Genomic DNA, 14210 nt, shown 5'->3' with positions numbered 1-14210 from the left:
ATAGAGTATCCTGACGCTGTTTTTAACACAGTTGTAATAAGAGGTTAATCCCTTGAGTGACATGGCGAAAAACCTAATACTCTGGCTGGTCATTGCCGTTGTGCTGATGTCAGTATTCCAGAGCTTTGGGCCCAGCGAGTCTAATGGCCGTAAGGTGGATTACTCTACCTTCCTGCAAGAGGTCAACAACGACCAGGTTCGTGAAGCACGTATCAACGGACGTGAGATCAACGTTACCAAGAAAGATAGTAACCGTTACACGACTTACATTCCGGTAAACGATCCGAAGCTGCTTGATAACCTGCTGACTAAGAACGTCAAGGTTGTTGGTGAACCACCAGAAGAACCGAGCCTGCTGGCTTCCATCTTCATTTCCTGGTTCCCGATGCTGCTGTTGATCGGCGTCTGGATCTTCTTTATGCGTCAGATGCAGGGCGGCGGTGGCAAAGGCGCCATGTCGTTCGGTAAGAGCAAAGCGCGCATGCTGACGGAAGATCAGATCAAAACCACTTTCGCCGACGTTGCAGGCTGTGACGAAGCGAAAGAAGAAGTGGCGGAACTGGTTGAATACCTGCGCGAGCCGAGCCGCTTCCAGAAACTGGGCGGTAAAATCCCGAAAGGCGTCCTGATGGTCGGTCCTCCGGGTACCGGTAAAACCTTGCTGGCGAAAGCCATTGCAGGTGAAGCGAAGGTCCCATTCTTTACGATTTCAGGTTCTGACTTCGTGGAAATGTTCGTCGGCGTCGGTGCATCTCGTGTGCGTGACATGTTCGAACAGGCCAAGAAAGCGGCACCGTGCATTATCTTCATCGATGAAATCGATGCCGTAGGTCGCCAGCGTGGCGCGGGTCTGGGTGGTGGTCACGATGAACGTGAACAGACCCTGAACCAGATGCTGGTTGAGATGGATGGTTTTGAAGGTAACGAAGGTATTATCGTTATCGCGGCAACTAACCGTCCGGACGTTCTTGACCCTGCGCTGTTGCGTCCAGGCCGTTTCGACCGTCAGGTTGTGGTCGGCTTACCGGATGTACGTGGTCGTGAACAGATCCTGAAAGTGCATATGCGCCGTGTACCGCTGGCGCCGGATATCGACGCGGCAATCATTGCCCGTGGTACGCCGGGCTTCTCGGGTGCAGATCTGGCGAACCTGGTGAACGAAGCGGCGCTGTTTGCTGCTCGTGGCAACAAGCGCGTCGTGTCGATGGTTGAGTTCGAAAAAGCGAAAGACAAAATCATGATGGGTGCGGAACGTCGCTCCATGGTGATGACGGAAGCGCAGAAAGAATCGACCGCTTACCACGAAGCAGGCCACGCGATTATCGGTCGCCTGGTCCCGGAACACGATCCGGTGCATAAAGTGACGATTATCCCGCGCGGACGTGCGCTGGGTGTGACCTTCTTCCTGCCTGAAGGCGACGCGATCAGCGCTAGCCGTCAGAAACTGGAAAGCCAGATCTCCACGCTGTACGGTGGTCGCCTGGCAGAAGAGCTCATCTACGGTGTTGAACATGTTTCTACCGGTGCGTCGAACGACATTAAGGTTGCAACCAACCTGGCGCGTAACATGGTGACTCAGTGGGGCTTCTCCGACAAACTCGGTCCGCTGCTGTACGCGGAAGAAGAGGGTGAAGTTTTCCTCGGTCGTAGCGTTGCAAAAGCGAAACATATGTCCGATGAAACCGCGCGTATCATCGACCAGGAAGTGAAAGCACTGATTGAACGTAACTACAATCGTGCGCGTCAGCTCCTGAATGACAACATGGACATCCTGCATGCCATGAAAGATGCGCTCATGAAATATGAGACCATCGATGCGCCGCAGATTGATGACCTGATGGCTCGCCGCGATGTTCGCCCGCCTGCTGGCTGGGAAGAACCGGGCTCTAACAATTCTGACAATAATGGCACACCTCGTGCGCCGCGCCCGGTTGATGAACCGCGCACGCCGAACCCAGGTAATACCATGTCAGAGCAGTTAGGCGACAAATAAGTTACCGTTGTTGATGACTGCGTTTTATTGAAAACCCTGGGGCTTGCTCCGGGGTTTTTTCTTATCAATTCATACCAGGGATAACACCATGAAACTCTATGCCCAGGGCACCTCACTGGATCTCAGTCATCCTCATGTGATGGGGATCCTTAACGTCACGCCGGACTCCTTCTCAGATGGTGGAGCGCATAACACGCTGATTGAAGCTGTGAAACATGCCAATCTGATGATTAATGCCGGAGCGACCATTATCGATGTCGGCGGTGAGTCTACGCGCCCCGGTGCGGCGGATGTGAGTGTGGAAGAGGAACTGACGCGTGTTATCCCGGTGGTTGAAGCCATTGCCCAACGTTTTGAAGTCTGGATTTCTGTCGATACCTCAAAACCTGAGGTGATCCGCGAATCGGCAAGAGTGGGCGCTCACATCATTAACGACATTCGCTCGCTCTCTGAACCTGGTGCGCTGGAGGCGGCGGCAGAAACCGGTTTACCGGTTTGCCTGATGCATATGCAAGGCCAGCCGAAGACCATGCAGGAAGCGCCCAAATATGAGGACGTGTTTGCGGATGTGAATCGCTACTTTATTGAGCAAATAGCACGTTGTGAAAGGGCAGGCATCGCAAAAGAGAAATTGTTGCTCGACCCGGGATTCGGTTTCGGTAAAAATCTCTCCCACAACTATACATTACTGGCGCGACTGGCTGAGTTTCACCATTTTAACCTGCCGCTGCTGGTGGGAATGTCACGTAAATCGATGGTGGGCCAACTGCTCAACGTGGGGCCATCAGAGCGTCTGAGCGGTAGCCTTGCCTGTGCGGTCATTGCTGCTATGCAGGGGGCGCAGATCATTCGTGTCCATGACGTCAAAGAAACCGTAGAAGCGATGCGTGTGGTGGAAGCCACATTGTCCGCAAAGGAAAACAAACGCTATGAGTAACCGTAAATATTTTGGAACTGATGGGATCCGTGGACGCGTGGGCGATGCGCCGATTACGCCTGATTTTGTGCTGAAGCTGGGTTGGGCGGCCGGTAAGGTCCTGGCGCGCCACGGTTCGCGTAAAATCATCATCGGCAAAGACACCCGTATTTCCGGTTACATGCTGGAGTCAGCGCTTGAAGCTGGCCTGGCGGCGGCAGGGTTGTCCGCGTCGTTTACGGGCCCGATGCCGACCCCTGCAGTCGCATATCTGACGCGCACTTTCCGCGCTGAGGCCGGGATTGTGATCTCCGCATCGCATAACCCGTTCTATGACAACGGTATCAAATTCTTCTCCATCGACGGGACCAAACTGCCCGATGCGGTCGAAGAGGCCATCGAAGCCGAGATGGAAAAAGAGATCACCTGTGTGGACTCCGCGGAGCTCGGCAAAGCCAGTCGCATTGTCGATGCCGCGGGTCGCTACATTGAATTTTGCAAAGGCACATTCCCGAACGAGCTGAGCCTGAACGAATTAAAAATCGTGGTGGATTGTGCCAACGGGGCAACCTACCATATTGCGCCGAACGTATTGCGTGAACTGGGTGCGAAGGTCATTACTATTGGCTGTGAGCCAAACGGCGTGAACATTAACGAAGAAGTCGGCGCCACCGATGTACGTGCCTTGCAGGCCCGAGTGATCGCGGAAAAAGCCGACCTGGGTATCGCGCTGGATGGCGACGGTGATCGTGTGATCATGGTTGACCATGAAGGTAATAAAGTCGATGGCGATCAGATCATGTACATCATCGCTCGTGAAGCGCTGCGTCAGGGACAATTGCGCGGTGGTGCTGTCGGGACGCTGATGAGCAATATGGGGCTGGAACTGGCACTGAAGCAGCTCGGTATTCCGTTTACCCGCGCGAAAGTGGGTGACCGCTACGTGCTGGAAAAAATGCAGGAAAAAGGCTGGCGTATCGGAGCGGAAAACTCTGGCCACGTCATTCTGCTGGATAAAACGACTACCGGTGACGGCATTGTTGCAGGTCTGCAGGTGGTCGCCGCGATGGTGCGTAATCACATGAGTCTTCACGATCTGTGCAGCGGCATGACAATGTTCCCACAGATTTTGGTGAACGTGCGTTACACCGCTGGCAGCGGTGATCCGCTGGAAAATGACACGGTGAAGGCGGTGACTGCGGAAGTGGAATCTGCGCTGGGCAATCGTGGGCGCGTCCTGCTGCGCAAATCGGGTACCGAGCCGTTAATTCGCGTCATGGTAGAAGGTGAAGACGAAGCGCAGGTGACCGAGTTTGCCCATCGCATTGCGGATGCGGTCAAAGCGGTGTGAGAGAGACTTAACTGCATAAAAAGGCGGTATTTGCCGCCTTTTTACTCACGAGAAACTCGGCTTTTGCTGTTTTTTTCCGCAGTTGATACAATGCACTAAAATTGCCCTTGCGAAGGTCATTCGCTTTGGTTAGTATTCACACCCGCTTCAGTGGGAAACAGTAAAAATCCCGCTTTATTGGTTAGAAGCATTGGTATGCGGCAACTCCGCAAGGAACAGGTTGATTATGTACGAAGCTCTTTTGGTAGTTTTCCTTATTGTGGCAATTGGCCTTGTGGGCTTGATCATGCTGCAGCAAGGTAAAGGCGCTGATATGGGAGCCTCCTTCGGAGCAGGCGCTTCCGGGACGTTGTTTGGTTCAAGTGGTTCTGGTAACTTCATGACCCGTATGACGGCTGTGCTGGCGACGTTGTTCTTTATCATCAGTCTGGTGCTGGGCAATATCAACAGCAACAAAACCAATAAAGGAAGTGAGTGGGAAAATCTGAGTGCGCCGGCGAAGACCGAACAGCCTCAGCCAGCTGCTCCGGCTAAGCCGACCAGCGATATCCCGCAGTAAGATCTCAGTGCCGAGGTGGTGGAATTGGTAGACACGCTACCTTGAGGTGGTAGTGCCCAATAGGGCTTACGGGTTCAAGTCCCGTCCTCGGTACCAATATTCAAAAAATGGACGTCAACGGACGTCCATTTTTGTATCTAAAATCCGCGTAGTGACTGGTTTTCTCTCCGTTTTATACCCTCCCGACGTCAACTTAATTCAATCGATATCAATCAATCCTTGTTGGTTTAAATGTTGGTACCACCTTCGCAAAGGTAAACCTTGTACCGGTGGATAGAGGAAAACCTAAGGCGCATCACGGATGCTAAGGTCAGAACGGGTAAATCACAGGTGATAATCCAGTAAAGCCATCTGGTGCCACTGGAATGCACGTCAATGGCGGGACGATGCCCGAAAGCTGGTAGCTGCAGATAAATAATCCCGCGTTTTTTGCAGAGAACGTCGTGAATCCGGGCGTTCTCTGCAAAGAAATAAGCGGCAGTCGTGGTGTCACGACTGCCGCTTATGTTTCTACCATTATGCTATAACCGGACGCGCCGCCATAATCCGGCTGTAGGTGTAAACGCTGAGTCCGCCCAGGATTGCGACAACGCCAAGTACCGTGAACCCTGGCACATACGATCCGCTCCAGGATTGCAGATACTGTACAACAAACCCGGCTGTCGTTCCCCCAAGACCTGCTCCCACACCGTTTATGACCCCTGCCGCTGGTCCCACCGCTGATTTCTTCACGCTGGAAGTGATAATTGACCAGATATTGGTGGTGTAGCAACTGGTGAACCAGGCGATGGCTAAGGTGATCAGCGCCAGTTTGCCGAACGGGCTGTCGATAAATGGCAGCGCGATTAAAAACAGCCCTGCTGAGCCAAGCCCGCAGGCCGCAATAAGCCCGCGTTTTTGCGTTTTATCGCTGTACCACGACACCGGGATCGCCAGCAGAATCGCCAGAAAATAAGGTAGCGCGCTTGCTACACCTTGTGAAAATCCGCTGAAACCTAGTGACAACACTGCCATTGGAATAAACAGTGTGATCCCCCAGAACAGCATGCCATTAGCAAAATAGCTGAACACCAGCAGCAGGAACGGTGCACCGCCGAGATCGCTGAAGCTTATTTTACCCCCAGCGGGTTCCGGTTCTTCCGCTGGTTCGTCTGGAGCTGAAGCCTTGTCCGGGCTGTTTTTCAGGAATGCGAGGAACATTGGCACCACAATAAAGACACCCATGCCGCCAGTAATGTAAAACACCCATTTCCAGCCGAGGTGATCGAAGATCGGGGTCAGAATGATAAAGCCCAGACTCAGCGCCAGAAATTGACCGTAAAACTGGATCAGGTTTGTGCCGCGCGTGATTTCATCTTTATTAAACCAGGCCCTGGCGAAGCGAAACTGCTGTGGCCAGTAAATGCCTTCGGCAATGCCCAGAATAATACGGAATGCAATCAGTAGCGCTGCTGAGCTGATCCAGGCGGTCATAATCTGTACTACCGACCACAGGAACACCATGGTGACAATGGTAATTTTGGGATTCAGACGGTTCGCCAGAAAGCCGCCAAAAAAGTTAGCCAGCGCATAGCCAATCAGAAACCCCGTTAATGCGAGACTCTTTGTGGCTGCGCCATCAATGCCGAGTTCTTTCTCCATGCCCGGCAGTGCGATAGAGAGGTTTGAACGATCAAGGTAGGCAACAAATAGCCCTACCATCAGCGTGACGCCAATTCTGAACCATTTTGATTTAAACATTTTCTCTACCTTTTATTTCAGCGCGTAATGGTCAAGCATGTCAGGATCGATCTCGATACCCAGCCCTGGTTTATTAGGCACGGTCATGACTGGACCAATATCCAGATCGGTTAACTTGTCACGGAAAATATTGGGTGCGCGATCGAGCTCCAGCCGTGCCGGCTCTTTTGCCATCCGTGGTACTGCGGCGGGTAGCGCCGCCATCACGTGCAGCGTGGCTGCGAGCGAGATGCCTGATCCCCACTGATGCGGATAGCACTCAACACCATAGGCGGTGGAAAGGGCGGCGATATTAAGGATTTCGCTGATACCGCCGCAGGCGGCGACGTCAGGTTGCGCGATATCTACGCAATCGGCCTCAAGGAAACGACGGAAACCGAAACGGGTGAATTCCGATTCCCCAGCCGCGAGTTTTATCGGGAACTGTTGTTTAAGTTGGTGATATGCCGCCGTATCGTCGGGCAAGATCGGTTCTTCAAACCAGCTAATGTCATATTGCTCAATCGCCTGGGCGAATTTCAGCGCTTCATGAGTGGTATAAGCACGGTTAGCATCCACGGCGAGCGTGACGTCAGGGCCAATGAGTTCGCGCACGCGTGCAACGCGCTTAATATCTTCTGGCAGCGTCAGGGCGCCGACTTTCATTTTAAAATGTTGATAGCCTTCATCCAGGCCGCTTCTGGCGTCTATTGCAATTTGCCGGAAATCATCCGTGGGCGAATAATAAAAGCTGGAAGCGTAAGCGGTAATGGGTGTTTCAAGATCGGCACCCAGCAGTTCAGCAATGGATTTACCGGTGGCTTTGCCAAAAATATCCCACAGTGCAATATCAATTCCTGATAATGCGGTAATGGCAATGCCTTTTCTGCCAAATTCCCGCGTGCGATTGTACATCTCTTCCCATATTACCCGGCGCTGTAGCGGGTTTTTGCCTTTTAATAGCGGAGCGAATAGCTCGTTAATCAACGCGGCATTCGCCTGTGCCGGGCCAAAGCATTCGCCCCAGCCGGTGATACCTTCATCGGTTTCTATTTCAACGATGCATATTGCTCGTTTATTCCAGAACCATTGCGACATGCCAAATTTCTCTGGCAACTCGTCAGTAATTACCCGGGTATTGATTGATCTAATTTTCATCATATCCTCTCATCCGTCAGGCGGTTTCTCTGACAATCAGTGAAAATGGCAAGAGAGTGATCCTTTCTTCATTGCTTTCATTTTCTTTTCTGAGCGTGGTGATTATTTTTTTCGCTGCACTACAGCCAATGTCATAGGTTGGTTGCGCCACGACAGTCAGCGGGTTTTTGAGGATCTCCGACCATTCGGTCTCGTCAAAACCGATCAGCGAGAAATCCTCCGGGATCCGCTTACTTAGCGCTTTAGCCGCCTGCACCACATACAATGACAGCAACCCGTTCCCAGTGATGATGGTGTGGTTTGGTGAGGAACGAGGAGTCAACGTTTCCAGTGCTTTTGTCACGTGTTCGCGATCGACTATATCGAACTGGATGCATTCAAAGGCAATATGCGAATAAGCGCTTAAAGCGGCAAAACGTTCGAAAGTGTCAACTCTTTCAATACGTGGTGAGACATTCCCTGGTGTTGGTGTTAAATAACTGACACGACTGCAATGAGTATTCAGCAGATGTTCAAGGGCAAGCTTAACACCCTGGGCGTTATCTGCCGCGACACTGCTGATGTTGCTGTTTTTTATCTTTCTGCCGATTAATACGACAGGGTGTTCTAAAGAAATGCCCTTAATAAAAAGATCGTTTTCGCCGGTAGTGTTGAGGATAAACCCATCCACTCCCCGGTTAACCATCTCTTCAATGTAGTTACGTTCTCTGACTCCTGAGTTTTTCGCATCGCAAATAAATATTTTGTATCCTTCCTGCGAGCAATATTCCTCAATGCCGCGTAATACATCCATAGAGTACGGGTTAAAAATATCTGCCATAATAACGGCGATAGTTTTACTTTCCTGACGGCGTAACGACCTGGCAATGTTATTGGGTTGGTAACCAATGCTTTCGATCGTACTGGCAATCTTCTGGCGGGTTGTTTCGCTCATAGACTGATATTTCCCATTAAGAAAACGGGAGATTGTTGCCGTTGATACACCCGCCATGTTTGCAACATCTTTAATTAGCAGTTTCTTTTTCATTGTTTTTAATTTTAGGTAATCGATTACCTAAATATACAGGCAGATGAAGGATCGTCTGTGATTTTGATCGCAGATCGTGTAATGGTTATCAAAAGAAGGAGGATCATCAGTATCAGTGATGGATCACATGATGACGGCTTCACGTTTGGGATCATGGTGCCATCAGAGAGCAAGAGGACGGCCTGGTACGTCGGAGAATCCTGATTTTTTCAGCGGCGCAACCTCCGCCCAGAGGTATGTTAGCCAATTGCCTGGATGACCTTTGTTACGTTAGTCCGCTGTTGTCTTATTCAGAATGACATGACACGGCGCAGGAGGGATGTGTGGATTTAAAGAAATTACGCAGTTTTATCCGGGTAGCGGAGCAAAGCAGTTTCAGCCAGGCGGCCCAGACACTGGATCAATCTCAGTCGATGGTCAGCCGACAGGTACGTCAGTTAGAACTGGAACTGGGGAAAACCTTGCTTAAACGTAACGGTCGTGGCGTGACGCTGACCGCCGAAGGCCGGCAACTGTTGGAGCACGGCAAAGGTATTCTACGGCAGGTTGAAATCGCCGAGCAGGCGTTGAGTACCGGTGATGGTATATACCAGGGCAAAGTGACGGTTGGCATGCCTCCTACACTGGGGAAACTCTTAACCGTGGGTCTGGTCACCGATTTTCTTGCTGAATTTCCTGACTGTTCCCTGGCGATTACCGAAAACCTGACGTACTGGCTGCAAAAACGTTTAATTTTGGGGGAACTGGATATTGCAATACTTTATAACCCCTCTCCTGAACGCAGCCTGAAATATCAGCATCTCTGGACTGAAAAATTATGTCTTATTGCGCCGAGTCATTCGCCTGTTGCCAGCAACATGAGTATTCCACTGCATGAACTCAGCACCTATCCCCTTATTATCCCTAACCGACAGCAAATGCTGCGCAATCTGGTCGAAATAGAATGCGCCCGTCATGATGTCAGTCTGAACGTTGTCCTGGAGATTGACACGGTTCCCTCAATGCTGGGACTGGTGTCCAGAGGATTTGGGTACGCGGTATTACCCGCGAATTCACTGGAAGTTGATTACCGCCCTGAAGGATTAACAGCTGTTCCCATTACGCCCCCTATCCTGAACCGGGTCATCCTGGCCACATCGAACCAGCATCATTTCTCTTCTCTCGCCCAGCGGACGATGGAACTGCTTCTCCAGCAACGGATTATCAGTCAGCGATTATCCTGAATCTTTTCTTGCCGACATTGGTGGTCATCACGAGGTCATGCTTCCCGACTTCTATGCAAAAAATGCAATTCAGCTATAACCGTTTGCATCTTTTTCATAGTCATCTTCGTTGTTAGCTTAGTCCTCACAGACCTGATGGTTATGACGAAGCGAGAAGATCATGAAGACATTACCCTGCTGGTTTATGCGCGGTGGCACATCAAGAGGACCGTTTTTCCTGGCGAAAGATCTGCCGGAGGAGATTGCCGAACGCGATCGTTTAATTCTGTCAGTGATGGGCTCTCCTGATGAAAGACAAATTGATGGTCTTGGCGGTGCCACGACGCTGACGAGTAAAGTCGGCATTATCTCGCTGGCCCCCGATGCAGAGGCTGATATCAACTTTTTGTTTGCCCAGGTCGCCATCAACGAACGGCGTGTGGATACCACGCCCAATTGCGGAAACATGTTGGCCGCGGCAGGGCCGGCGGCGCTGGAGGCGGGGCTGATTGCCGCGCAGGGCGATCAAACGGTGCTGCGTATCCGTACACTCAATACCAACATGATCGCTGAAGTGACCCTACAAACGCCCGGTGGACATCCTTGTTACGAAGGGGACGTCAGTATTGACGGTGTTCCCGGAACCTCCGCCCCGGTGTTGCAGAATTTTCTTGATACGGAAGGTTCGGTCTGCGGCGCCTTACTCCCCACGGGTCAACTGTGCGATGTCATTGATGGCATCCGGGTGACCTGCATCGATAACGGCATGCCGGTCATTATTGTTGCTGCCAGCGATATGGGGATAACCGGTTATGAAACGAAAGATCGGCTTAATGCGGATAGCGCGCTGGCGGCGCGTATTGAAAACCTGCGTTTGAAAGCCGGCAAGCTGATGGGAATCACTGATTTAGCCAATAAGTCGGTGCCGAAAATCAGCATGGTTGCCAGAGCGCAATCTGGCGGCGCGCTCTGCACCAGAACCTTCATCCCTCATACCTGCCATGCCGCCATTGGCGTCCTCGGTGCCGTCACCGTTGCTACCGCTGCCGTTATGCCGGGTTCCGTCGCTCACGCCGTATCACAACTTTCCGGTGGCACTGAACAACGCCTGTCCATTGAGCATCCTTCCGGCGAATTAACGGTGTATCTGCACCTGAATGAGGATGGCTCTGTGGCGCAGGCCGCATTGATGCGAACGGCACGGTTGATCATGCGTGGCGACGTGCTCGTTCCTTGATTTGTTAGCTCTCACAGAAGGAAGAAATATGAATACGCAACCTAAAACCGCGTTGGTCGTCAGCGCTCACTCCGCTGATTTTGTCTGGCGTGCGGGTGGTGCCATTGCGCTATATGCCGCTCGTGGCTGGGACATGCATATTGTTTGCCTGTCGTTTGGTGAACGTGGTGAATCCGCCAAACTCTGGCGTCAGCCAGGCATGGAGATGACCACCGTAAAACAGGAAAGGGAGAAGGAAGCGCGGAAGGCTGCTGGGATCCTGGGGGCCAGAACGATCCATTTTATGGATGTCGGTGACTATCCCATGCGAGTCAATGATGACGTTCTGTTTGCCCTCGCTGATTTGTATCGTGAACTCAAACCTGAGTTTGTGCTGACGCATTCGTTGAAAGATCCCTACAACTTCGACCACCCAATGGCGACGCATATCGCTCAGGAAGCGCGTATCGTCGCCCAGGCGCACGGCCACCATCCTGAAAAGCCCGTGATTGGCGCACCGCCCGTCTTTCTGTTTGAACCTCATCAACCCGAGCAATGTGAATGGAAGCCAGAAGTGCTGTTGGATATCAGCGACGTCTGGCAAACCAAGCGTGAAGCGATGGAGTCCATGGCGGCGCAGGAACATCTCTGGGAGTACTACACCCGAGTCGCGTTGCAGCGCGGCGTGCAGGCGTCGAGAAATTCAGATTTGAAAATCAAATACGCCGAAGGTTATCAGCGCATTTTCCCGCAGGTTACCGCCCAGTTTTCTTGATGAAAAATAATGCCCAAGGAGGCCCCATGAAAAGCTGCAAATCACCCGATCCCAACCCGATTAAACCGAGGGCGATATTACCGCCCGGTGCGTGTGACGCGCATTGCCATGTTTTTGGTCCTGGTAGCATCTTCCCCTACGGGCCAAACCGGAAATACACCCCGGAAGATGCGCCGTTTGAAAAGCTGATGGCGCTGCATGACTGGCTGGGTATCAGCCGGGCCGTGATTGTCCAGGCCAGCTGCCATGGTACTGATAACCGCGCGATGTTGGATGCTATCGCCCGAAGCAAAGGACGTTATCTCGGCGTTGCCATGGTCAATGGCGATGAAAGCGATGCCGAACTGGAGCGGCTCCATACTGGTGGGGTGCGAGGGGTTCGTTTTAACTTCGTTCAACACCTTGGCGGCGCACCCGATCTCCCTCGTTTTTTCTCGGTTCTGCACCGTGTTAAAGACCTGGGCTGGCATGTCGTGCTGCATCTGGACGCGCAGGATATCGTTACCTATTCCGACGTGATTAGCAAAATTGATATTCCGTTCATTATCGATCACATGGGCCGCGCGAAAACCGCGTCAGGTCTTGAGCAAAAACCCTTCCAGCAGTTACTGCACCTCATGCGAGACAATCCGTTTGCATGGGTTAAAGTCAGCGGCTCGGAGCGTATTTCTGCTGGTATTCGACCGTTCAATGATGCCATTCCTTTTGCCCGCGCATTGATTGAAACCGCCCCGGATCGGGTGTTGTGGGGAACCGACTGGCCACATCCCAATATCAGTAACGACATGCCTAACGACGGTGAACTGGTCAATCTGATGCTGGATTTCTGTGAGGATGAGCACATGCGCCGCAAACTGCTCGTCGAAAACCCCGTCCGTATCTATGGTTTTACGCCTGTTGAGGCATAAGCTCGACCAGAGGCGTGTGACTTTTTATACGGATTTGAGTGTTCAGAGGTTACTGAAGCCACATTGAAATGTGGAGGTGAATAAGATGACCAGCAAACCATTTTATAAAGAACTTTATTTTCAGGTAATAGTTGGGATTGTGATTGGTGTTTCTCTTGGCTATTTCTTTCCGGATCTGGCAGTAAAAATGAAGCCATTAGGCGATGGCTTCATTAAGTTGATCGCCATGATCATTGGCCCGATCATTTTTTGTACCGTCGTCACCGGTATTGCCGGGATGCGCGATATGAAAGAACTGGGCCGGGTGGGCGGCAAGGCATTGATCTATTTTGCGGTCATGTCGATTGTCGCCTTAATTATCGGTCTGATTGGCGGCCATGTTATCCAGCCTGGCGCCGGATTTAATGTTGAGCTTTCCACTCTGGATACCTCAGCGATAAGCAAATATACCGAGAGCGCCAAAGAAGTGAACGTGGTGACTTTCGTGATGGGTATTATCCCATCAACCTTTGTAAGCGCCTTCTCTTCGGGGAATGTGCTGGCCATTCTGATGGTGTCTATTCTGTTTGGTTATTCTTTGTCAGCCATCGGTGAGAAAGGGCGTCCGGTATTTCAGTTTGTTGAAAGTGCGTCCCGCGTCTTTTTCCATAATGTGCATCTGATCTCCAAACTGTCGTCAATTGGGGCATTTGGCGCCATTGCGTATACCATCGGCGCCTATGGGCTTGCGTCGTTGATCCCGCTGGTCAAAATGGTCTTCGGCTTCTATCTGCTGCTGATTGTTTTTGTGGTCGTTGTTTATGGTGCTGTCGCCAGCGTCTGCCGTTTCAGCCTGTTCGCTTATCTCCGGTTTATCAAAGAAGAACTGTTGATCATTCTGGGGACGGGTTCTTCATCGGTCGTCTTACCTCACCTGATGGAAAAAGTGGAACGGATGGGGTGCCCAAAACCGGTAGTGGCGCTTGTCATACCGTCAGGGTATTCGTTCAATCTTAATGGCACCAACCTGTATATGACGATGGCCATCCTGTTTATCGCCCAGGCGACGAATACGGAACTTTCCTTCTCCAGCCAGATGATCTTGATCCTTGTTGCGATGTTGACCTCTAAAGGCGCGGCAGGCGTGACGGGTGCGGCATTTGTCATGTTAACCAGTACCCTGATTGTTCTGCCCGTCGTGCCTGTCGCCGGGATGGTTCTTATTCTGGGTATCCACCGTTTTGTCGGAACCGGACTGGCGATTGTCAACCTGATCGGTAACGGTATTGCAGCCATTGCGGTGTCTGCATGGGACGGTGTTCTTGATAAAGAACAAATGCGCCAGACGCTTAACACGCAGTCAAAAAACTCAGCGGTGGAATATCGCTCTGAGACACTCAAATAAAA

The 14210-nt window shown here is 51.7% G+C and carries 12 protein-coding genes and 1 tRNA gene; 10 read left to right on the top strand and 3 right to left on the bottom strand.

Annotated elements, in window-relative coordinates:
* Window positions 1-61 precede the first annotated feature (61 nt).
* The 5 genes from ftsH to GBC03_28095 all read left to right on the top strand — a co-directional run bounded on the left by ftsH (window position 62) and on the right by GBC03_28095 (window position 4915).
* Window positions 62-1993, top strand: coding sequence for an ATP-dependent zinc metalloprotease FtsH (ftsH, locus tag GBC03_28115; protein ID QFS73803.1), 1932 nt, complete (start codon window positions 62-64; stop codon window positions 1991-1993).
* An 88-nt stretch (window positions 1994-2081) separates the two neighbouring features.
* Window positions 2082-2930: a dihydropteroate synthase gene (gene folP / locus GBC03_28110; GenBank protein ID QFS73802.1), complete on the top strand. Its 849-nt coding sequence runs from the start codon at window positions 2082-2084 to the stop codon at window positions 2928-2930.
* Window positions 2923-4260: a phosphoglucosamine mutase gene (gene glmM / locus GBC03_28105; protein QFS73801.1), complete on the top strand. Its 1338-nt coding sequence runs from the start codon at window positions 2923-2925 to the stop codon at window positions 4258-4260. The genes folP and glmM overlap by 8 nt, the downstream gene beginning before the upstream one ends.
* A gap of 226 nt (window positions 4261-4486) precedes the next feature.
* Window positions 4487-4819: a preprotein translocase subunit SecG gene (gene secG / locus GBC03_28100; GenBank protein QFS73800.1), complete on the top strand. Its 333-nt coding sequence runs from the start codon at window positions 4487-4489 to the stop codon at window positions 4817-4819.
* A 9-nt stretch (window positions 4820-4828) separates the two neighbouring features.
* Window positions 4829-4915, top strand: a tRNA-Leu gene (locus GBC03_28095).
* Window positions 4916-5335: 420 nt separating this feature from the next.
* Here GBC03_28095 and GBC03_28090 read toward each other — a convergent pair.
* The 3 genes from GBC03_28090 to GBC03_28080 are packed head-to-tail and all read right to left on the bottom strand — an operon-like array spanning window position 5336 to window position 8723.
* Entirely contained in the window at window positions 5336-6559 is a 1224-nt protein-coding gene (locus GBC03_28090; protein QFS73799.1) for an MFS transporter, read from the bottom strand.
* Window positions 6560-6571: 12 nt separating this feature from the next.
* Window positions 6572-7699: a mandelate racemase/muconate lactonizing enzyme family protein gene (locus GBC03_28085; GenBank protein ID QFS73798.1), complete on the bottom strand. Its 1128-nt coding sequence runs from the start codon at window positions 7697-7699 to the stop codon at window positions 6572-6574.
* A gap of 13 nt (window positions 7700-7712) precedes the next feature.
* Entirely contained in the window at window positions 7713-8723 is a 1011-nt protein-coding gene (locus GBC03_28080) for a LacI family DNA-binding transcriptional regulator (protein ID QFS73797.1), read from the bottom strand.
* Between the two features lie 323 nt (window positions 8724-9046).
* Here GBC03_28080 and GBC03_28075 point away from each other — a divergent pair, with 323 nt between their 5' ends.
* From GBC03_28075 to dctA, 5 genes are all read left to right on the top strand, one after another.
* Window positions 9047-9946: a LysR family transcriptional regulator gene (locus tag GBC03_28075; GenBank protein ID QFS73796.1), complete on the top strand. Its 900-nt coding sequence runs from the start codon at window positions 9047-9049 to the stop codon at window positions 9944-9946.
* Between the two features lie 160 nt (window positions 9947-10106).
* Window positions 10107-11162: a 4-oxalomesaconate tautomerase gene (locus tag GBC03_28070; GenBank protein QFS73795.1), complete on the top strand. Its 1056-nt coding sequence runs from the start codon at window positions 10107-10109 to the stop codon at window positions 11160-11162.
* 28 nt (window positions 11163-11190) lie between these two features.
* Entirely contained in the window at window positions 11191-11916 is a 726-nt protein-coding gene (locus GBC03_28065) for a PIG-L domain-containing protein (GenBank protein QFS73794.1), read from the top strand.
* A gap of 26 nt (window positions 11917-11942) precedes the next feature.
* Window positions 11943-12824 (top strand): amidohydrolase family protein, encoded by an 882-nt coding sequence (locus tag GBC03_28060; GenBank protein QFS73793.1) that lies wholly within the window; start codon window positions 11943-11945, stop codon window positions 12822-12824.
* Between the two features lie 85 nt (window positions 12825-12909).
* Entirely contained in the window at window positions 12910-14208 is a 1299-nt protein-coding gene (dctA, locus tag GBC03_28055) for a C4-dicarboxylate transporter DctA (GenBank protein ID QFS73792.1), read from the top strand.
* Window positions 14209-14210: the final 2 nt, after the last annotated feature.

It is taken from the genome of Citrobacter telavivensis (genome assembly GCA_009363175.1).
GTDB lineage: Bacteria > Pseudomonadota > Gammaproteobacteria > Enterobacterales > Enterobacteriaceae > Citrobacter_A > Citrobacter_A telavivensis.
This window is presented reverse-complemented; position numbering and strand designations above follow the sequence as displayed.